Origin of the sequence: Sporichthya polymorpha DSM 43042 (assembly GCF_000384115.1) — a bacterium.
Lineage (GTDB): Bacteria > Actinomycetota > Actinomycetes > Sporichthyales > Sporichthyaceae > Sporichthya > Sporichthya polymorpha.
In genome coordinates, this window is sequence record NZ_KB913029.1 from 1,826,482 (window position 1) to 1,846,098 (window position 19,617).

The 19,617-nt window shown below is 71.5% G+C and carries 22 protein-coding genes; 11 read left to right on the top strand and 11 right to left on the bottom strand.

Annotated features, from left to right (window positions below; translation table 11 throughout):
- Positions 1-5: 5 nt before the first annotated feature.
- A complete protein-coding gene (locus tag SPOPO_RS0108965; RefSeq protein WP_019874448.1) occupies positions 6-785 on the bottom strand; it encodes an alpha/beta fold hydrolase in 780 nt (259 codons plus the stop codon).
- Positions 786-891: 106 nt separating this feature from the next.
- Here SPOPO_RS0108965 and SPOPO_RS0108970 point away from each other — a divergent pair, with 106 nt between their 5' ends.
- Positions 892-1,344 (top strand): Fur family transcriptional regulator, encoded by a 453-nt coding sequence (locus tag SPOPO_RS0108970; protein ID WP_019874449.1) that lies wholly within the window; start codon positions 892-894, stop codon positions 1,342-1,344.
- A 52-nt stretch (positions 1,345-1,396) separates the two neighbouring features.
- Complete coding sequence (gene katG / locus SPOPO_RS0108975; RefSeq protein WP_019874450.1) at positions 1,397-3,583, top strand: catalase/peroxidase HPI; 2,187 nt, start codon at positions 1,397-1,399, stop codon at positions 3,581-3,583.
- Positions 3,584-3,666: 83 nt separating this feature from the next.
- Here katG and SPOPO_RS0108980 read toward each other — a convergent pair whose 3' ends face one another.
- Positions 3,667-4,341: a hypothetical protein gene (locus SPOPO_RS0108980; protein ID WP_019874451.1), complete on the bottom strand. Its 675-nt coding sequence runs from the start codon at positions 4,339-4,341 to the stop codon at positions 3,667-3,669.
- Entirely contained in the window at positions 4,338-4,850 is a 513-nt protein-coding gene (locus SPOPO_RS0108985; RefSeq protein WP_019874452.1) for a SigE family RNA polymerase sigma factor, read from the bottom strand. The genes SPOPO_RS0108980 and SPOPO_RS0108985 overlap by 4 nt, the downstream gene beginning before the upstream one ends.
- Positions 4,851-5,002: 152 nt before the next feature.
- On the opposite strand from SPOPO_RS0108985, the gene SPOPO_RS0108990 reads away from it, so the two are divergent.
- On the top strand, positions 5,003-5,383 hold the full coding sequence (locus SPOPO_RS0108990; RefSeq protein ID WP_019874453.1) for a hypothetical protein: 381 nt from the start codon (positions 5,003-5,005) through the stop codon (positions 5,381-5,383).
- Between the two features lie 46 nt (positions 5,384-5,429).
- Complete coding sequence (locus SPOPO_RS0108995; RefSeq protein WP_019874454.1) at positions 5,430-5,843, top strand: (R)-mandelonitrile lyase; 414 nt, start codon at positions 5,430-5,432, stop codon at positions 5,841-5,843.
- Here SPOPO_RS0108995 and SPOPO_RS0109000 read toward each other — a convergent pair.
- The 4 genes from SPOPO_RS0109000 to SPOPO_RS0109015 form a co-directional block, all read right to left on the bottom strand.
- Entirely contained in the window at positions 5,840-6,913 is a 1,074-nt protein-coding gene (locus tag SPOPO_RS0109000) for a VldE C-terminal domain-containing protein (protein ID WP_019874455.1), read from the bottom strand. The genes SPOPO_RS0108995 and SPOPO_RS0109000 overlap by 4 nt on opposite strands.
- Positions 6,914-7,016: 103 nt before the next feature.
- Positions 7,017-7,553, bottom strand: a complete 537-nt coding sequence (locus SPOPO_RS0109005; RefSeq protein ID WP_019874456.1) for a hypothetical protein — start codon at positions 7,551-7,553, stop codon at positions 7,017-7,019.
- Positions 7,554-7,631: 78 nt separating this feature from the next.
- A complete protein-coding gene (locus SPOPO_RS0109010) occupies positions 7,632-8,540 on the bottom strand; it encodes a hypothetical protein (RefSeq protein ID WP_019874457.1) in 909 nt (302 codons plus the stop codon).
- Positions 8,537-10,216: an N-6 DNA methylase gene (locus SPOPO_RS0109015; RefSeq protein WP_211210874.1), complete on the bottom strand. Its 1,680-nt coding sequence runs from the start codon at positions 10,214-10,216 to the stop codon at positions 8,537-8,539. Before SPOPO_RS0109015 ends, SPOPO_RS0109010 begins: the two co-directional genes overlap by 4 nt.
- 208 nt (positions 10,217-10,424) lie before the next feature.
- On the opposite strand from SPOPO_RS0109015, the gene SPOPO_RS35115 reads away from it, so the two are divergent.
- Positions 10,425-11,333, top strand: a complete 909-nt coding sequence (locus SPOPO_RS35115) for an LPXTG cell wall anchor domain-containing protein (protein WP_019874459.1) — start codon at positions 10,425-10,427, stop codon at positions 11,331-11,333.
- A 143-nt stretch (positions 11,334-11,476) separates the two neighbouring features.
- On the opposite strand, the gene SPOPO_RS0109025 is transcribed toward SPOPO_RS35115, so the two are convergent.
- Complete coding sequence (locus tag SPOPO_RS0109025) at positions 11,477-11,809, bottom strand: hypothetical protein (protein WP_019874460.1); 333 nt, start codon at positions 11,807-11,809, stop codon at positions 11,477-11,479.
- Between the two features lie 140 nt (positions 11,810-11,949).
- Here SPOPO_RS0109025 and SPOPO_RS0109030 point away from each other — a divergent pair, with 140 nt between their 5' ends.
- On the top strand, positions 11,950-12,480 hold the full coding sequence (locus tag SPOPO_RS0109030; protein ID WP_019874461.1) for a peptidylprolyl isomerase: 531 nt from the start codon (positions 11,950-11,952) through the stop codon (positions 12,478-12,480).
- A 1-nt stretch (position 12,481) separates the two neighbouring features.
- A complete protein-coding gene (locus tag SPOPO_RS28580; protein ID WP_019874462.1) occupies positions 12,482-13,453 on the top strand; it encodes a rhomboid family intramembrane serine protease in 972 nt (323 codons plus the stop codon).
- A gap of 8 nt (positions 13,454-13,461) precedes the next feature.
- On the opposite strand, the gene SPOPO_RS0109040 is transcribed toward SPOPO_RS28580, so the two are convergent.
- The gene (locus SPOPO_RS0109040) at positions 13,462-13,707 is read right to left on the bottom strand and encodes a cell division protein CrgA (protein WP_019874463.1); all 246 of its coding nucleotides are present in this window, start codon (positions 13,705-13,707) and stop codon (positions 13,462-13,464) included.
- A gap of 97 nt (positions 13,708-13,804) precedes the next feature.
- Here SPOPO_RS0109040 and SPOPO_RS0109045 point away from each other — a divergent pair, with 97 nt between their 5' ends.
- Genes SPOPO_RS0109045 through SPOPO_RS0109060 form a run of 4 tightly spaced genes read left to right on the top strand, consistent with a single transcriptional unit; the run spans position 13,805 to position 16,116 of the window.
- On the top strand, positions 13,805-14,539 hold the full coding sequence (locus tag SPOPO_RS0109045) for a DUF881 domain-containing protein (RefSeq protein ID WP_019874464.1): 735 nt from the start codon (positions 13,805-13,807) through the stop codon (positions 14,537-14,539).
- 5 nt (positions 14,540-14,544) lie between these two features.
- Positions 14,545-15,273, top strand: coding sequence for a class E sortase (locus SPOPO_RS28585; protein WP_019874465.1), 729 nt, complete (start codon positions 14,545-14,547; stop codon positions 15,271-15,273).
- A 5-nt stretch (positions 15,274-15,278) separates the two neighbouring features.
- Positions 15,279-15,449, top strand: a complete 171-nt coding sequence (locus SPOPO_RS34775) for a hypothetical protein (RefSeq protein ID WP_019874466.1) — start codon at positions 15,279-15,281, stop codon at positions 15,447-15,449.
- Between the two features lie 16 nt (positions 15,450-15,465).
- Positions 15,466-16,116, top strand: a complete 651-nt coding sequence (locus SPOPO_RS0109060) for an aminodeoxychorismate/anthranilate synthase component II (protein WP_019874467.1) — start codon at positions 15,466-15,468, stop codon at positions 16,114-16,116.
- Between the two features lie 12 nt (positions 16,117-16,128).
- On the opposite strand, the gene pknB is transcribed toward SPOPO_RS0109060, so the two are convergent.
- Together pknB and SPOPO_RS32580 are read right to left on the bottom strand one after the other, a co-directional pair.
- Positions 16,129-17,925: a Stk1 family PASTA domain-containing Ser/Thr kinase gene (gene pknB / locus SPOPO_RS0109065; RefSeq protein WP_019874468.1), complete on the bottom strand. Its 1,797-nt coding sequence runs from the start codon at positions 17,923-17,925 to the stop codon at positions 16,129-16,131.
- A complete protein-coding gene (locus SPOPO_RS32580; protein ID WP_051098339.1) occupies positions 17,922-19,610 on the bottom strand; it encodes a protein kinase domain-containing protein in 1,689 nt (562 codons plus the stop codon). Before SPOPO_RS32580 ends, pknB begins: the two co-directional genes overlap by 4 nt.
- Between the last annotated feature and the right edge of the window lie 7 nt (positions 19,611-19,617).

Here is a 19,617-nt window from a genome sequence, read left to right on the forward strand (position 1 = left end):
GCTGTTCAGCTCCCGGTCAGGCGTTCCACGAGCGGGAGCAGGGCCGTCGGGTCGGCCACGTGGGCGCTGTGCCCCAGTCCGGACAGGATGACCGGCTCCGCGACGAGCTCCGCCAGGTGCTCCCGTGGGGACATCGGATCGCCCTCGCCGGCGGCGAGCGTGGCGGGAATTCCCCGGGCCGCCGTGGTCGCCAGCCACCCCGTCATGTCGGGGGCGCCGACCGTCAGCACACGCAGGTCGAACCCGAGCCGCCAGGCGTCGCGGACCTGGTGGACCAGGGAGTCGACCTCCGGCGCCTCGAGGGGGAACAGTCCCGCGACGCCCGCGGCCTTCACCGCGCGCTCGGCCGCCTCGTCCCGCGTCGCGCACACCTGCGCCCCGCGGGCGGCGAATGCCTGCGCGCCCGCGAGTTCCTGCTCGCTCCAGCGCACCTTGATCCCGACGCCGACGACGCCGGTCACGGTGACACCGAAGTCGCCGGCCGCGAGCGCGAGCCCGATCGCGCCGCCGAGCGAGTGACCCAGGACGGCGACCCGGGCACCGGGGTCGAGGACGCCGGCCGCGGCAGCCGCGAGGGACTCATAGGTGTACTCGCCCGCGGGGTCCGGACCCGAGCGGCCGTGGCCGGGCAGGTCGGGGGCGACCCACGACCCGGGCCAGACCTTCGCGAGGTGTTCGGCCAGCGGGTTCCACAGGGCGGCGGACCCTCCCATGCCGTGCAGCAGAAGGAGGGTGGGGGCGCCGGACCCACCGCGGTCGACGTGGAGTGCGGAAGGCGTCGTCACGGATCCGATCCTGCCAAATCGGACCGACCGACGGGACGGTGTGAGGTCGGCCGCGCCGCGCGGAGAATTCTTGACTGTTTCAAGAAAAGCGACAAGACTCGGCCACGTGGCGACGATCTTGGACTTCCCCCAGATGCTGCGCGAGGCCACGCTCCGCGTCACCCGACCTCGGGTGGCCGTGCTGCGCGCGGTGTGCGCCCACCCGCACGCCGACACCGATTCGATCATTCGCGCGGTCCGGGTCGAGCTCCCCGATGTCTCGCACCAGGCCGTGTACGACTCGCTCCACACGCTGACCGATGCCGGGCTCGTCCGGCGGATCCAACCGGCCGGCTCCGTGGCGCGCTACGAGTCGCGGGTGGGGGACAACCACCACCATGTCGTCTGCCGCTCCTGCGGCACCGTCGCCGACGTCGACTGCGCGGTGGGGGAGACTCCCTGCCTCACCGCGTCGGACGACCACGGCTTCGTCCTCGACGAGGCCGAGGTCATCTACTGGGGCCTCTGCCCCACGTGCGCACCCGACGCACGCCGGAGTTCCTCCGGCACCACGAACTGAGCTCGAAACACGACCGCTCATCGCCCGGAAACACAAAGGAAGAAGGACCCTCGTGTCTGAGTCGGAAAACCCGAAGTTGGCCTCACCGACCCCGAAGACGGCCAGGCCCCGCACCAACAAGGACTGGTGGCCCGACCAGATCGACCTGTCGGTGCTGCACACGAACTCGCCGGCGTCCAACCCGCTGGGTGAGGACTTCGACTACGCCAAGGCGGTCGAGAGCCTCGACTACGAGGCGGTCAAGCGCGACGTCATCGCCGTGATGCACGACTCGAAGGACTGGTGGCCCGCGGACTACGGCCACTACGGCCCGCTGTTCATCCGCATGACGTGGCACGCCGCGGGGACGTACCGCATCGAGGACGGCCGCGGTGGCGCCGGTGGCGGTCAGCAGCGCTTCGCGCCGCTCAACTCCTGGCCGGACAACGGCAACCTGGACAAGGCCCGCCGTCTGCTCTGGCCGGTGAAGCAGAAGTACGGCAACGCGCTCTCCTGGGCCGACCTGCTGGTGCTCGCCGGCAACGTCGCCATGGAGGACATGGGCTTTGAGACCTTCGGCTTCGCGTTCGGTCGTCCGGACGTGTACGAGCCCGAGGAGGTCAACTGGGGCCCGGAGGACACCTGGCTCGGCGACGAGCGCTACAGCGGCGACGGCCCGCTCGACATGCCGGAGGACCCGTTCGGCAACGTCTCCATGGGTCTGATCTACGTCAACCCGGAGGGCCCGGCCGGCAAGCCCGACCCGCTCGCCTCGGCGCACGACATCCGCCTCACCTTCAGCCGCATGGCGATGAACAGCGAGGAGACCGTCGCTCTCGTCGCCGGTGGCCACACCTTCGGCAAGGCGCACGGCAACGGGAACCCCGACCTCATCGGCCCGGAGCCCGAGGGTTGCCCGATCCACAGCATGGGTCTCGGCTGGAAGAACAACAACGGCACCGGCAAGGGCCGCGACGCCTTCACCTCCGGCATCGAGGGCGCGTGGACGCCGACGCCGACGCAGTGGGACAACAGCTTCTTCGAGACGCTCTACAAGTACGAGTGGGAGCTCACGAAGAGCCCGGCCGGCGCCCACCAGTGGAAGCCGGTCGGCAACACCGGTGACGGGACCGTGCCGGACGCGCACGACCCGAACATCAAGCACGCGCCGATGATGACGACGGCCGACATGGCGCTCCGGATGGACCCGGAGTTCGACGCGATCTCCCGCCGGTTCAAGGACAACCCGCAGGAGTTCGCCGACGCCTTCGCACGCGCCTGGTACAAGCTGCTCCACCGCGACATGGGCCCGGTCTCGCGCCTGAAGGGCCCGTGGGTCCCGCCGGCGCAGATCTGGCAGGACCCGGTTCCGGCGCAGGAGGGCGCCCTCATCGGCGACGCGGAGATCGCAGCGCTGAAGGAGATGGTCCTCGGCTCCGGCCTGTCGATCTCGCAGCTCGTCTCGACGGCGTGGGCCGCGGCGTCCAGCTTCCGCCGGACGGACAAGCGCGGTGGCGCGAACGGCGGTCGCATCCGCCTCGAGCCGCAGCGCAACTGGGAGGTCAACGACCCGAGCGAGCTGGCCAAGGTTCTCGCCCGCCTCGAGGAGATCCAGTCCGAGTTCAACGCGACCAGCAACGCCAAGGTCTCGTTCGCCGACCTGGTCGTCCTCGCCGGCACCGCTGCGGTGGAGAAGGCGGCCAAGGACGGCGGCGTGAACATCACGGTGCCGTTCACCCCGGGCCGCACCGACGCCACCCAGGACATGACCGACGTCGAGTCCTTCGAGGTGCTCGAGCCGAAGTCGGACGGGTTCCGCAACTACCAGCGCGCGGGCGACAAGGTCGGCGCGGAGACCCGCCTGCTCGACAAGGCGTTCATGCTCAGCCTCTCCGCCCCGGAGATGAGCGTCCTCCTCGGCGGTCTGCGCGTGCTCGGTGCGAACTACCGCGGCTCGAAGCTCGGTGTCCTCACCGACCGCGTCGGTGTCCTGAGCAACGACTTCTTCGTCAACCTGCTCGACCCGGACACGGTGTGGTCGACCGGCACGGCCGAGGGCGTCTACGAGGGAAAGAACTACCAGACCGGTGAGGTCAAGTGGGAGGCCACCGCGGCCGACCTCGTCTTCGGCGGCAACTCGATCCTGCGCGCCACCGCTGAGATCTACGGCCAGAACGACGCGAAGGAGAAGTTCGCCAAGGACTTCGCCGCCGCGTGGAGCAAGGTCATGGACCTCGACCGGTACGACGTCCACAGCTGATCTGCCGAAGTCCGATCAGAACTGACGTAGCGTCAGGAGAAGGGCCCCTGGGTAATCCCCAGGGGCCCTTCGCGTTGCGGAGGTCAGCCGCGGCCGGCCTTGGCGTCGCCCGTGACGGTGACGCCGGCGGCGAAGGCAGCCATCTGCTCGTCGGTGAACTCCCGGGTGTCGGGCCACTGGACGACGAGGTTGTTGCCCTTCGCGTCGGTCCAGTGCAGCTGGCCGTAGCCGTCGCCCATCCGGCTCAGGACGCCCGTGCGGTCGCCGACGGCGATCTCGCTGCCCTCGTACGGACCCGACGCGTCCTGCGACTCGAGCATGACCGCGATCTTGCCCTTGAACACGTCGAGCGAGGGGTCGGCGCCGGACGGCGGGACGACCAGCAGCACGTACTCGTTGACGCCCTGCAGCTTCCAGCCGTCCGGGATCGTCTCGACCGAGAAGCCCTCGGGCTGCCGGCCGGAGTACGCCACGAACTGGATCGCGGAGGTGGTGTCGGTGCCGAGCTCCACCGCCGGCGCCGCGACGGCGGGCGAAGCGGGGGTCGAGGAGCCGTCGAACGCGCCCGTGCTCGCGACGACGAGGCCGCCGACGACTGCGAGGGCGAGGGTGCCGTTGGTGACGAGCGTGAGGCGACGGCGGCGCAGCGCCGAGTGACCACGGGTCAGGTCACCGGCGACGTCGGCCTCGCGCGCCGGGCGCGGGGGGCCGGCCACGGAGTCGAGCATCGAACGCAGTTCGGAGTGGGGCTGGTTCATCGGGATCCTCCGGCAGGAAGAAAGTGGGGTTCGAGAAGTTCGCGGAGCTTGGCGACCCCCCGGGACGCCTGGCTCTTGACGGTGCCGGCGCGGCAGCCCATGGCGGCGGCCGCGGTCTCGGCATCCAGGTCCATCCAGTGCACGAGGACCACGGCGGCCCGCATGCGTGCGGGCAGGGCGGCGAGCGCGACCTGTATCCGGGAGTCCGCGAGTTCGGGGTCAGCGGGCGCCGGGTACTCGGGGAGCGCGTCGGTCAGGCTCTCCGGGCGCCGCTTGCGCCGTCGGCTCTCGTCGATCACGGCGTGGACGAGCGTGCGGTGCAGGTACGCGTCGCGGGTCATCGGCCGCACACGCGGCCAGGCGACGTAGAGCTTGGTGAGCGCGATCTGGACGAGGTCCTCGGCCAGGTGGCCGTCCCCCGCGGCCAGCAGGGTGGCGGTCCGGACCAGGGCGGGACGGCGGTTCTGCACGTACGCCCGGAACTCCTCGTCGCGCCGATCAACTTTCATCCGTGGGGCCTTCCGGTCGGCGGGTCGTGCCCTTACTACGCCGGGGAGGGCCGATTCCGTTGCATCCCGATCCACATCCCGATCCACATCCCGATCCACATCTCGTTCATCGTGGCGCGACCCGAACGGCCGCGGCTGGCTAATGTGAAGATGTGGAGGAGAACAACGCGCGCCGGATGGTGGACCAGCTTCGGGAGCGCGGCATCAACGCGCAGATGCACATCAGCTCCACGGGGCGGTACGGCTACGGCATCCGGATCAACCTGCCCGACGGCCGCGAGGCGAACTGGGACACCGACGGCACCGCCGGCCTGGAGGCCCAGGTGATGCGGAACGGGATGTTGGTCGGGTTCGTCCCGAAGATCGACGGTTCCGAGGACTTCACCGACGACCAGATTCTCGATGCGATCGCCCGCACCGACTACGACAAGCCCATCGCGACCCAGCGCAAGACGGCCCCGCCGCCCGCGCCCCCGCTGCGGCGCGAGGGCGGCGTGTTCCGCCGGTTCCTCGGCGGCTTCCGCGAGCACTGAGCTGTCACGGGCCCGTCACCGGCCCCGACGGGGGTAGCGTCCGGACATGACCAGTCCCTACAACGCCCCCAGCGGCTCGACCGCCCGCGGTCCCGAGTCCTGGTTCCGGGGCGACGTCTTCGTCGACTCGCTCGTGGCCGGCGACAACACCCCCGGATCGATCGCGATGCTCAAGGTCCGCTTCGCGCCCGGTGCGCGCACGCACTGGCACAGTCACCCGGCCGGCCAGGCGCTGCACGTGGTCGACGGCGTCGGCCGCACGCAGGACCGCGGCGGCCCGGTGCGGGAGATCCGCAACGGCGACTCCGTCGACGTCCGACCCGGCGTGTGGCACTGGCACGGCGCCGGCCCCGACACATTTATGACCCACATCGCCGTCCAGATCGGCGACCACGACGGGGTCTACACGGTCTGGGGGGACCCGGTCACCGACGAGGAGTACCTGGGCCGACTGCCCTAGCGCCGCCACCACCAGTCGTCGTCGTCCCCGCCGTCCCCGTCGCCGCCCCCGCCGTCCCCGGGCTCGGGGTCGGGCAGGGCGACGATCCGACGGATCGTCACGTCGACCGCACCGCTGTTGTTCTTCGGGGTGCCGTCGGTGAGCGAGTACCGGATCGCGTCGGTGCCGCGGGGCGTCAGCGTCGCGGTGTAGGTGTGGTTGACGGTGTTGCAGCCGTTCAGCGACGGCACCGTCGGGGTGAGGTTCCAGACGTTGGACAGGCGCAGGCCCTCCTTGCGGACCCATTGGCCACTCTTGGTCTTCTGGCAGGCCGCGTCGGCCACCTGGAAGTCCTTCGGCCCGTGGCGCCAGGTGCCGGACGCGGTCACCGTGTACAGCAGCCCGTTGCCGAGGAGCTTGCCGCCGTACTTCTGACCTTGGTTCGCCTTGACCTTGAACCGCCACGGCTTGGTGAGGCTGTCGTAGAGCGGCAGCGGCGGACCCATCTCGCTCGCGACGTTGCCGGTCCAGAACGAGGTCTTCTTGTACGCGCCGGCCCAGCCGAACGAGAAGTGGACGTGGTCCTGGTGGCAGGACGTCTTGCCGGAGCAGGAGTACGGGCCCCACTCACCGGAGTAGGAGCGCCACATCTTCTTGTTCCAGATGATGTACATGACCCCGAGGCGGCGGGCGTTCGCGAACTCGTTGCCGAACTGATCGGGCTTGAGCAGCCAGTTGAGCAGGCTCTCCGCCTTCTTGCGTTCCTTCTTGTTCCAGACGCGCACGCCCCAGTCCCAGGCACGGCCGTCGGCGTGCTCGCTGGTGTGGCTCGACGAGCACGACCGGACCTCGCTGGCCGAGCGGGTGCCCTTGTAGTTCTTGAGCACCATCGTGCGGAACGCCTTCACCCCCGGTTGCATGTTCTTCTTGCACAGGAACTGCGCCTGGTAGCTGGCGGGCGCCTCGATCGCGGGGCCGGTGAGCCGGCTCTTCGGCATCGCGGCGTCGGCGGTCGGCGAGGAGACACCGACGGCGGCGGAGAGGGCTACAGCCAGGGCGGAAAGGCGGAGTGCGGTCGTACGGGAGCGCATGCGGAAACATCCCTCCTGGCCGCAGGGGAGGGCCCGGCTGCGGTCAGCGAACGTGAGCGGGTGGCCGGCGATCCGGCCGCGTCATCGGCGGGAGCAGCGGGCGTCAGTCGTCGTCGCTGCCGTGGTCGTCGGCGAATCCGGGCGCCTCGGCCTGCACCCGGTTCGCGGTCCACGCGTCTCCGGCGCGGACGCCCTTCGCGCGCACCTTGTCCCCGGGCTGGAAGTCCGTCAGGGACGCGGCGGCGTCGTTGCGGCGGACCCGGGCTCCGTCGGCGACGGTGACCGTGAGCTCCTGGCCACGGACCGCCTTCAGCTTGCCGCCGTGCACGCGGAAGGTGACGGTCCCCGCCTCGGCGTCCACCGCGGTCAGGCGTCCGCCCAGGTTGAACTTCGCCTTCGCCCGGGGCTTCTTGTCCTTCTTGTCCTTGCCCTTCTGCTTCTTCTTGCCCTTGCCGTCGGACTTGCCGCGGTCGGACTTGTCCCGGCCGGACTCGCCGGGCTTGCGGTCATCGTCACCGTGCTTGGCGACGTGGACGGCGCCGGTCGGGCCGGCCGTCGCCGCGGAGGTTCCCGCCGGGACGGCGGGCAGAGCAAGGGCGAGCGCAAGGACGGCTGCTCGCGACCAGGTACGTCCGCTCATGAGGGGGCTCCGAACTGCTGGCGGGTGAGGACTCGCAGCAGATGTCGTCGCGACACGCCGTGAACTTGAGTTCGACTTTCAGTCGAAGTCGAGATCGAGGGCGCCCTCGTCCTCGCGAATGCGCAGAGTGCGCCGTTCGCGAAGTCCGCGCACCGCGACGTGATGCTGGATCGGTGTGACGGCGAGCACGGCGTCGACCATGCGCGCGAGGAACTGCGGAGCGGCGACGTCCTCGGGCACGGCCTCGTGCACGATGCGAACGTGGCTGTCGGCGGCGTCCCAGTCGACGAGGACCAGACCGGTCGCGGTGTACCCGTTCCCCGCCCCGACCCCGACGGGCAGGTCGCGAAGTTTGCGCATCATGTCCACCGTGCGCTCGAAGGCGTCCGGCTCGGTCCGCAGCACCGTGGCGCGCTGGACGAAGAAGAACCCGACGGCGGCGAGCGGATAACGGGCGCGCAGGTTGCCGGCGTCGCCGTACGCCTCCTCGAACCGGTTCGGCAGGTTCTTGCCGAACCCGGACACCTGGCTCTTCGTGCTGATCAGCAGTTCGGGGCCGCGGTCCCAGCGGGAGATGAGGACGTCGACCTGCTTCTCGTACGCCCGCCCGAGCACCCGCGCCGAGGTCGGCGCGATCGAGGGCATCTTGAGGATGCGCTCGCGCAGTTCGTCGGCGAGCTTCACCGGCAGCCGGTTCAGCAGCTCGGCGACCTCGCGGGGCAGGATGCGCGGCTGCCCGGCCCGGGGCCAGACCTCGTCGGCGCCGAATCCGGCGCGCCGCAGCTCGTGGGCGAGCCAGGCGTCGACGGCGAGGGCGAACCGGCCGGTCGACGGCGCCGAGCCTTCACGGACCGGGACCGAGAGCAGCTGCTCGAGCAGCTCGAAGTCCGGCGCGTAGACCGGCGGCTTGTCGCGGTCGTGCTGCCAGGGATCGCTGTGGCGGCGCGCGGCGAGCAGCGGCTCGAGCGCGCTCAGCCCGTCCTTCACGACGAGGCTCCCCGGCTGCGCGCGGCCCGGCGGGCGGCGAGGACCTGACGGGCCGTCACCAGGGCGGCCAGATCGGCCGGGGGGACACCGGCGGCGTCGCCGAGCAGCGCGGCGTCGACCAGCTGCGTCGCCTCCGGTCGCCGACCGCTCGCCAGCAGACGTTCGACGGTCGGCCGCAGCGCGCGCAGCGCCGGCGCCGCCGCCGCGACGAGCTCCGCCGACGGGACCGGCAGCGCGTCCGCCTCGCGCGGCTCGAGCTTGAGGACGCCACCGCCGTACGCCCGGCCGACGGTCTCGGCGCCGATCAGTGTGAGCGTGTTCAGCGCCGCCAGCGGCAACAGGTCCGTGCCGAGGCGGCGCCGGCCGGGCCGCAGGTACACGCCGTGGACGCTGTTGAGGTGGTGCACCCGCGCCCGGTTGCCGGTCAGGTGCGGGTGGTCGGCGTTCATGTACGTCAGCAGGAGATCGGCCGGGGGCACCAGCGGCACGCGCCACCACGGCTGGCGCACCCGGCACTTGTACGCGGTCGGGACGCCCTCCCGTTCGCCCGCGGCGATGTAGGCCGCGGCGGCCGGTGAGGGTTCGCCCGCCGGGCGGAACAACCAAGTCCGGGCGCCCGCCTCGCCGAGCGCGCGCCAGGCCGCCGTGGTGAACGCCGGCCCCCGCAGGTGGCGGCTGCCGGGCGGGGAGATCGGGACGAGGTCGCTCTCGGCCAGCGCGAGCTCTTCGACCTGACGAGGGGTCAGAGCGAACCAGCGGTTGTTGCCGGTCACGGCGCCGAGGGTCGTCTCGCCCCAGTCGTGCAGGGTGTCGAAGGCAGACCCGGCGGTCAGGTCGGCGTACAGGTCGCGGGCGCGCCCGGGCAGCAGGGCGGGGGTCCACTTCGCCGATGACGCGGGCGGGGCCCACGTGGTCTCCGCGCCGGCGGCCGCGGCGAGCTCGTCCAGATCCTGCACCTGCAGCAGCTCGCAGTGCGACGCCGGACCTTCGCCCTCGGCGAGGAGCAGGACGACCTCCGCCATCACACCGGGGAAGACCCGCTCGGTGAACAGCACCAGACGGACCCGCCCGAAGCGGCGCATCAGGAAGCTGCGGACCTCGGCGGCGTAGTTGACGCTGAGCAGCTCGGCCGGCAGCACCAGACCGAGGCGGCCGCCGGGTCGCAGGAACTCGGCGGCGTGCACGGTGAACGCCGCCCACGACGACGCCAGGCGCGTCAGCGACACCCCGGCGCTGAGGGCGGCGCGGCGCCCGGTCGCCCGCGCGGGGCCGGCGAAGGCCTGGTAGCGGACGTACGGCGGATTGCCGACGACGGCGTCGAATCGCGGCTGGGCGGGGGTGTCGAGGAAATCGCCCACGGCGATGTCGGCCCGGTGCCCGGCGTCGGTCAGGACGGCCTCGGCCGCGCGGGCGCTGGCTTCGTGGAGCTCGTGTCCGGACAGGTCCGGCGTGCCCGCACCGAGACCCTCCAGCCGCCGGGCGGCGGCGAGCAGGAACGCCGCCTCGCCGCAGCTCGGCTCGAGCACCCGGTCGGCCCCGGACCGCACGGCCCACGCCACGACGTAGTCGCACAACGCCGCGGGGGTGAAGAACGCGCCACGGGCCTTCCGGTGGGCGGCGGAGTCGGCACCGTCGAGGGGGCCGTCCGGCACGCCGGCGGGCACGGTCAGGGTCACGCTCGCGACGGTAACGGCCGCCACCGACGACGTCGGCCCCGCCCCGCCGGACGTTGGTCCGCTCCCGCCCCGCCGTTGGGCCCGCGGTGACGGGACCTACGTCCCGACTTGTCCCTTTCGCGGAACCAAATCCGACGCTTCCGACTCCAACACGTACTGCCGGACGGGACGTACCCGTCGCACGTCGAGAAAGCCGAGACAAGAGCCGATGAAGCACACCCGCCGCACCCGTTCCCAGATCGCGCGCGCCACCGCCGGTGCCGGCGTGGCTGCGGGTCTCGTGGTGCTGTCCCTGACCTCCGCGGGCGCTGCCGTCGCCGCGAAGGCGTCGGGCACGATCAAGATCCACGGGGTGGGCACGGCCGACACCGACAACAGCAACGAGCCGAAGGTCTGCGCGTTCACCATCGTGGGCGACGGCTTCGACGCGGCCGAAAGCCTGACGTACTCGATCGTCCTCGGCGCGCCGTTCAAGAGCGACCCGGTCCTCACCGGTTCTGTGGTTGCCAACGCGACCGGTTCGTGGTCCTCGGACGTCATCAACCTCCCCGACGGCCACTACAAGGCGACGGTCCTCGACGGGGAGACCAACAAGGAAAAGGTCTTCAAGGTCGAGTGCCCGGGCTCGACGGACCCGGGCACGACGGACCCCGGGACGACGGACCCGGGCACGACCGACCCGGGCACGACGGACCCCGGCACGACGGACCCCGGCACCAGCGGTGACCCGGGCACGACGGACCCGGGCACGACGGACCCAGGCACGACGGACCCGGGCACGACGGACCCGGGCACGACGGACCCGGGCACGACCGACCCCGGCACGACGGACCCCGGCACGACGGACCCCGGCACCGACCCGGACCCGACGGTCGACACGGTCGTGACCCCGGGGACGCCGGTGGGCGACGGTGACGGCACCGGCTCGGGCGCGCCGGCGGAGGAGACCGACGACCAGGTCGCCGAGGAGGACGACGCGGTCGAGGGAACCTTCGAGGAGCACCCGGAGGCGCTGCCGGCGACCGGTGCCTCGGGCGCGGCGAGCTTCGGTGTGGCGGGTCTGCTGCTGGTGGGTGCGGGCCTCGGTCTGCGCCGCGCGGTGCGCCAGTCCGACTGACCGGAGGTCTCAGGGGGGCGACATGAACTGGAAGTGGAACTGAAGCACAACGAGGCGTGAGCCCCGGTCCAGGGGGACCCGGGGCTCACGCGTCTGTCGGGGCCGGTCCGTTCGCGGGCCGGCCCTTCGGCTTGCTAGGCCGCCTACGCCGGAACATCGGCCGAGGGCCGGGAACCGGCGGGGGCCGCGGTGTCGGCATGCGCCCAGTCGTCACTGGCGTGCGGAAGCTTCCAGGCGTTCCAGGCGGCGTAGGCGGCGACGGCGACGGCACCCACGATCGCCGCCGCGCGCCAGGGGTGGCGCTGCTTCGGCGGCGACATCAGGCCGGCCCGGGCGGCGAGGTCGACCCCGCTGTCCTTGACCTTGGGCAGGACGTCCTCGACCAGGGTGTCCTTGGCCGAGTTCAGGTGGGGAAGCACCTGCTCCGAGAGGCCGGTGGCGGTGCGACGGACCGCCCGTGCAGAGGGCCGGTGCATCGGATTCTCTCCTTCGTCCGGAGGCGTTCGTAGTCGAATCCTTCCCGGTCGGGCGGGTTGCAACCGCCTCCGGGTTCCCGGCGGACCGCGTGCAAGGATGCTGCGTCGGCGGTAGGTGTTCGATCGACGAGAGGGATTCCGTGGCCGAGGAGCTGTTCGCCACCCTGCACACGTCCCTGGGGGACATCACGGTCCGGCTGTTCCCGGACCACGCGCCGATGACCGTGAAGAACTTCACCGAGCTCGCGCAGGGCATCCGGGAGTGGACCGATCCCCGGACCGGCACCAAGAGCACGGAGCCGCTGTTCAACGGCACGATCTTCCACCGCGTCATCGCCGGGTTCATGATCCAGGGCGGGGACCCCCTCGGGATCGGCACCGGCGGCCCGGGTTACACCTTCAAGGACGAGTTCCACTCCGAGCTGCTGTTCGACCGGCCGTACCTGCTCGCGATGGCGAACGCCGGCCCCGCGACGAACGGTTCCCAGTTCTTCATCACCGTGGCCCCGACCCCGTGGCTGACGATGAAGCACACGATCTTCGGCGAGGTTGCCGACATCGACAGCCGGGACGTCGTCGAGGCGATCGCCGCCGTCGACACCGGCGAACGCGACCGGCCGCTCACCGACGTCGTGATCGAGAAGGTCATCGTCGAGCGCCGTCAGGCCTGAGATGACCGAAGGCACGGGATCCGGCGAGACTCCGGTCTGTTATCGGCACCCCGGCCGGGAGACGTACGTCCGCTGCGGCCGCTGCGAGCGGTACATCTGCCCGGACGACATGATCTCCGCGGCCGTCGGGTTCCAGTGCCCCGAGTGCGTCTCGGCGGGCAACAAGGGCGTCCGGGAGCCGCGGACCGTCGCCGGCGCCCCGGTGCGCAGCGGCAACAACGGCGCCTTCGTGACGATGTCGATCATCGTCGTCAACGTTCTCATCTTCTTCGCCGTCCAGGGTTCGGACCAACTGCTGAACCAACTGTCCCTGCGCCCGTTCTCCGGCGACGACGACGGGGTGGCCCAGGGCGGCTGGCACCGGTTGATCACCGTGGCATTCGTGCACGAGGCGCCGCTCCACATCGCGTTCAACATGTTCGCGTTGTGGCTGTTCGGTCGCCCGCTGGAGCTGCTGCTCGGCCCCGTCCGATACCTGGTCACCTACGTGCTGTGCGCGCTCGGCGGCTCGACGTTGTCCTATCTGTTCCTCGGGGTCTTCGACGGCTCCATCGGTGCCTCGGGCGCGGTGTTCGGCCTGATCGGAGCCCTGCTCGTCGTCGACCGTCAGGTTCGGGCTAATCCGTCCAGCACGTTGATCTTCCTGGCCTTCATCCTGTTGCCCGGCTTCGTCATCGAGAACATCGACTGGCGCGGGCACGTCGGCGGGCTGATCACGGGCGCCCTGCTCGGGGCGCTGTTCCTCTACGCCCCGGCCCGCAACCGGGTGTGGTGGCAGGCGGCCGGGTGCCTGGTCCTGGTCGGCGTCTGCCTGGTCGCCGTCCAACTGCGCACGGAGCGGCTGGAGGACCAGATTCGCGAGGGGCTGTTCTTCAACTTGGGCGCCCCGACGTCCGCACCGCTGGTTGTCCACATTGGGGACAACGGGTGTGGAGAACTACACGGGTGTAATTCGGGCGAACCGGGCGCCTAGCGCCCGGGTCAGCGCCACTGGGTCGAGGTGATGAACCCGCCGGTGATGAAGCCGAAGCCCACGAGCAGGTTGTAGTTGTCGAGGCTGCCGATCGGGTAGTCGCCGTTCGAGACGTAGTACACAACGATCCAGATCAGCCCGAACAGGAACAGGCCGAGCATGAGGGGCGCGACCCACGGCGCGCTCGGGCCGAGGCTCGCCGGCTTCGGCTCCGGCGCGGGCTTGTCCTTCTTACGGATCCGCGACTTCGGCATGAGGAGCACTCCCGGTGGACGCTTGACGTGCGGTGCAGTTCGACGGGCTGAGTCGTCGGCTCAGTCATCGGGGTCAGTCGTCGGCTAGCGTAACCGCATGGCCCGCTCCGGCTGGCGACTTGCCGTTCCCGTCGTCCTCGCGATCGCGGGCCTGTTGTTCGCCATCACCGGCACGACGGCCCGCGGGACGAACCTGCGTTCGGGCGAGAACACCCGGCTGGTGGACCTGATCCAGGCCGCGCAGGAGCGCAACGACCGGGCGGCCACGACCGGCAACCGCCTGCGGCGCCAAGTCGAGCGCCTCTCCGTGCAGGCGCAGGACCCGCTGGTCCAGCAGGTCCGCAAGGAGGGCGACGCGATCGCCCCCGCCGCCGGCCTCACCCCGGTGGCCGGCGCCGGGATCACCGTCACCCTCGACGACGCCCCGCCCGGGGCGATCGACCGTGCCTACCCCGGCCTGCCCGAGCCGACCGCCGACGACCTGGTCGTCCACCAGCAGGACCTGCAGGCCGTGGTGAACGCCCTGTGGGCCGGCGGCGCGGTCGGCATCAAGCTGATGGACCAGCGGATCATCTCGACCAGCGCCGTCCGGTGCGTCGGAAATGTCCTGATCCTCCAGGACCGCGTGTACTCGCCCCCTTACTCCGTCACCGCGGTGGGGGATGTGACGGCCCTCTCCAAGGCGTTGGCTGAGTCTGTGGCCGTTTCGAACTACCGCGAGTACGTGGACGCTTATGGTCTGGGGTGGAAAGTGGATAGGCACGCGCGCATCACGGTCCCCGCGTACAGCGGCTCACTGGACCTGCGCTACGCGGAGGTGGACGAGCAGTGAGTTCGATGGGCGAGGCCGCGCCCCAGGGCCCGCCGCCGCCGCGGCGCAAGCCGTCGCCGTTCCGCGTCGCCGTCCGCAGCACCGGCGAGCTGATGATCACGTTCGGCGTGATCCTGCTGCTGCTCGTCGTCTACCAGCTCTACTGGACCAACCTCGAGGCCGAGCGCCGCGCGGACGGCATCAGCGACGACCTGCGTAGCTCGTGGGTCTCCGGCAAGCCGATCAAGAACGGCGCGCTCGGCATCATGTACATCGAGCGCCTCGGCAAGAAGTGGCAGAAGCCGATCGTCTCCGGCGTCGAGCTCGACGACCTGGCCAAGGGCGTCGGCCACTTCCCGAAGAGCGCGGCGCCCGGCGCCGTCGGCAACTTTGCGGTCGCCGCGCACCGGGCCACCCACGGCGAGCCGTTCGCCTACCTGGACCGGATCCAGCCCGGTGACAAGGTGGTCGTCGAGACCAGGACGAACTGGTTCGTCTACGTCGTCGACAAGCAGAAGAACCCGAACCCGGCGCACCCGGGCTGGAAGCTCGTCGACCCGAGCTACGGCGAGGTCGTCCTGCCGGTGCCGGAGCAGCCCGGCGTGAAGCCCACGAAGAAACTGATCACGCTGGTCACCTGCAACCCGCGGTGGGGTTCGAGTACCCGCCTGATCGTGTACGGGCACCTGACCAAGGCCTACCCGAAGCCGGGTCCGCTGCCGGCCGAGCTCGCCTACACCGCCAAGAAGGCCTGAGGCTGATGTACATCTGGCTGTGGCGACACCTGCCCGGGCCGTGGTTCGTGCGGCTCGCGCTGTCGATCGTGCTCGCGTTCGTGGCGCTGTACCTGCTCTTCGAGCACGTCTTCCCGTGGGTCGACCCGAAGCTGCCGTTCAACCAGGTCGAGATCGAGGGCGGGGCCGGCCAGTAGGCGCGCCAATTACGCTGTGCCGGTGGCCCGCATCCTTGTCGTCGACAACTACGACAGCTTCGTCTTCAACCTGGTCCAGTACCTGCAGCAGCTCGACGCCGAGTGCGACGTGCGGCGCAACGACGCCGTCACGGTCGAGGACGCGGCCGGGTTCGACGGCGTCCTGATCTCACCCGGGCCGGGGACTCCCGAGTCCGCAGGCGTGTGCATCGAGATGGTGCGCCACTGCGCGCAGGCCCGGATCCCGCTGTTCGGGGTCTGCCTCGGGCTGCAGTCGATCGGCGTTGCGTTCGGCGGGACGGTCAACCGGGCGTTGGAGCTCCTGCACGGCAAGACGAGCTCGGTCTTCCACGACGGGGTCGGCGTCCTCGAGGGCCTGCCCTCGCCGTTCACCGCGACGCGCTACCACTCGCTGGCGATCGACCCGCCGACCGTGCCGGACGTCCTGGAGATCACCGGGCGCACCGAGACCGGGGTCGTGATGGCCGCCCGGCACCGCGGGCTCGCCGACGGCATCGACGTCGAGGGCGTCCAGTTCCACCCCGAGTCGGTGCTCACCGAGGGCGGGCACCGGATGCTCGCGAACTGGCTCACCCGCTGCGGCGATCCGGGCGCGGTCGAGCGCTCGGCCGGCCTGGCGCCCGTCGCGCCGCCGCAGGCCGGCTAGCTCCCGTCCGGGTCAGTCCTGGGTCCGCCCGACGACGTCCTCGGTGCGGCCCTCGACCGCCGGCGGGGCCGGGGTCTCGCCCGCCGGCGGTGTGGGTGTCGGTTCGACGACCGGCGTCTCCTGCGGGATCGGCGTCGGCTCCGGGCCCGGGTCGTTGGGCGCGGCCGTCAGCACGAACGTCACGTTGCTGCCCTTCTGCAGCTGCGTGCCGCCCTCGGGCACCTGCCGGAGCACGTAGCCCGGCGGGTACCGGTCGGAGACCTCCTGGCTCGGCGACGGGACGACGAACCCGGCCTGGGAGACCGTCGCGTACGCGGTCGCGTACGGCTGGCCGACCACGTTCGGGACCTCGACGAGCGGGACGCCGTTGGAGACCACGAGGTCGACCCGGCTGTTGAGCTCGCGCTTGGTGCCGGCCTTCGGGTTGGTCTCGAGGACCTCGTTGTTGGGCCGGTCGGAGTTGCGCCTGGTGACCTTGTTCGGAACCAGGTCCGCGGCCTCGAGCGCTTTACGGGCGTCCGCCAGCGGCAACCCGACCACGTCGGGCACGGTGGCCCGGACCTCGCCCTGGGACACGACGAGCGTGACCTCGTCCCCCCGGGTCAGCGTCGACGACGCCGCCGGGTCCTGCGAGATCACCCGGCCCTCGCTGACGTTCGGGTCGTTCTTGAAGCTCACGACGGGCTTGAGCCCGCGCGCCTCCAAGGTTTCTTCGGCCTGCTCCTGCGTCAGCCCCTGGACCAGCGGGACGGCGACCTTCTCGCCCTTCGAGCCCAGGACCTCCTTGCCGACGATGACGCCGAGCACGGCGACCGCGATCACCGCGAGCAGGAGCAGGACCCAGCCAAGGGTGCCGCGACGGCCGCCGTCACCGGCCGCGACCGGCGGCATCGCCGCGGTCGGCGGGCGGGAGGTGACGAGCTGCTGGGTGACCGCATCGGTCATGACCGCGGGCGCGGTGATCGGGCGGCCGTCGAGGGCGCGCTCGATGTCCTCGCGCATCTCCGCGGCGGACTGGTACCGGTTCTCCGGGTTCTTCGCCAGGGACTTCAGGACGATCGCGTCCATCGGCGGCGTGACCGCGGGGTCGACCAGCGACGGCGGCTTCGGGTTCTCCCGCACGTGCTGGTAGGCGACCGAGACCGGGGAGTCGCCGGTGAACGGCGGCTGGCCGGTGAGGAGCTCGTAGAGCAGGCACCCCGCCGAGTACAGGTCGGAGCGGGCGTCGACCTTCTCGCCCTTGGCCTGCTCGGGGGAGAGGTACTGCGCGGTGCCGATGACGGCCGCGGTCGCGGTCATCGTCGCGGAGGCGTCGGCGATCGCGCGGGCGATGCCGAAGTCCATCACCTTGACGGTGCCGGAGCGGGTCAGCATGACGTTGCCGGGCTTGATGTCCCGGTGCACGATCCCGGCCTGGTGGCTGTAGTCCAGGGCGGTGAGGACGCCGGCGACGATCTCCATCGCGCGCTCGGGCAGCAGCCGGCGCCCGGAGGCGAGCAGCTCGCGCAGCGTCTGGCCGTCGACGTACTCCATGACGATGTACGGGACCGGGACGCCGTCGGCGTAGTCCTCGCCGGTGTCGTAGACCGACACGATCGCCGGGTTGTTCAGCGACGCCGCGGACTGGGCCTCCTTGCGGAAGCGCTGCTGAAAGGTGGAGTCCAGCGCCAGGTCCGAGCGCAGGGTCTTCACGGCGACGGTGCGCCCGAGCCGGACGTCCTTGCCGAGGCGCACCTCGGCCATGCCGCCCCGACCGAGCACCTCGCCGAGCTCGTACCGCTCGCCGAGGAGCCGAGCCTGCTCTGTCACTGACCGTTCCTTCCCCTGTCGTCACCGGCCCGCAACCCGTCGGGACGTAGCCCCGCGGCGCGCGCTCCCACGGTGGGAGGTTGCGCCACGACGCTCACGACGACGGTGTCGCCCACCGGTACCGGGCCGTGCGGCGTGACGTCGGCTACCGTACCCGTCGCCCCGGCCGCGTTGACCTGCTGCTCCTGCACCTTCAGTCCTCGACTCTCCAGGGCCGCCTTCACGTCCGGGTAGAGCTTGCCCACCCAGTCGGCGGGGTCGACCAGCACGCTCGGGGGCCCGGAGGACACCCGCAGCTCGACGTCGGTCCCGGTGGAGATCCGGGCCCCGGCCTCCGGCGACTGCGAGAGCACCACGCCCGCGGGCACCGACTCGCTCACCTCGCGCAGCACCTTGGCCCGCAGCCCGCTGGCCTTGAGCGTCTGGCCGGCGTCGTACTCCGCGATCCCGGCGACCGGCGGCACGACCGCGGTCTGCGAGTCCGAGTCGGTCAGCCACAGCGCTGTCAGCCCGCCCGCGCACAGCACGGCGACGCCCACGAGCACGGCCGGTCGCCGGAGCAGCGGGGTCGGCGGCTTGCGGCGGCGGCCGGGCGAGCGGTGGCTCGCGGGGCGGCGGCCCGGTTCCGCAGTGCCCAATCCGGCAGTGCCCGGTCCCGCCGGGGCGGGTGCGGCGCCCCCGGGCCGGGTGTCGGGACGCGGCGTCGCCGGCGGCGTGTCCGGCCCGGACCGGTTGCCGGTGCGGGAGCGCCGCGTCCAGCGCGCCGCGGCCACCTCGACGGCGGCGGGGTCGACGGCGGGGCCGAGCGCCTCGGCGACGACCTCGGCGGTCTTCGGGTTGGCCAGGTCGATGCGCAGCGCGAGCAGGCGTTGGGCGAGGTCCGCGGCGCTCTGCGGGCGCTCGGCGGGCTCCTTCGCGAGGATCGTCGCCACCATGCGGTTCACCGCGGGCGGCACGCCCTCGATCGGGGGCGGCTCGTTGTGGAGGTGGGCCATCGCGACCGCGAGCGGGTTGTCGCCGGTGAACGGCCGACGGCCGGCCAGGCACTCGTAGAGCACGACGCCGAGGGCGTAGACGTCGGAGGCGGGCGCGGCCCCGGACTTGGTGGAGATCAGCTCCGGCGCGAGGTAGTGCGCGGTGCCCATCACCGTGCCGCTGCGCGTGAGCGGCAGCGCGTCCCCGGCGCGGGCGATGCCGAAGTCGGTGACCTTGACCGTCCACGACGGGGTGATGAGCAGGTTCGCGGGCTTGATGTCGCGGTGGATGACGCCGGCCGTGTGCGCAACCTGCAGGGCCTGCGCGGCCTGGGCGACGAGCTCGAGGGCGCGGTCGATCTCGAGGCGGCCCTCGCGCTCGATGATGTGGGAGAGCGGCTCGCCCGGCACGAGCTCCATGACGATGAACGGGACGCTCGCCCCGCCCGCCGGCGCCTGGCCGAAGTCGTAGACCTGCGCGATACCCGTGTGTACGAGGGCGGCGGTGTTGCGCGCCTCGCTGCGGAAGCGCTCGAGGAAGATCTCCTCGTCGGCGTACTCGGGTCGCAAGACCTTGACGGCCACCTTGCGGTTGAGGACCTCGTCGGTGCCCCGCCACACCTCGCCCATGCCGCCCCGGGCGATCCGCTCGTCCAAGCGGTACCGCCCGCCCAGCATGGGGCGGTTGTTCGGCTGGGTCTCGCCGGTCATGGAGTGT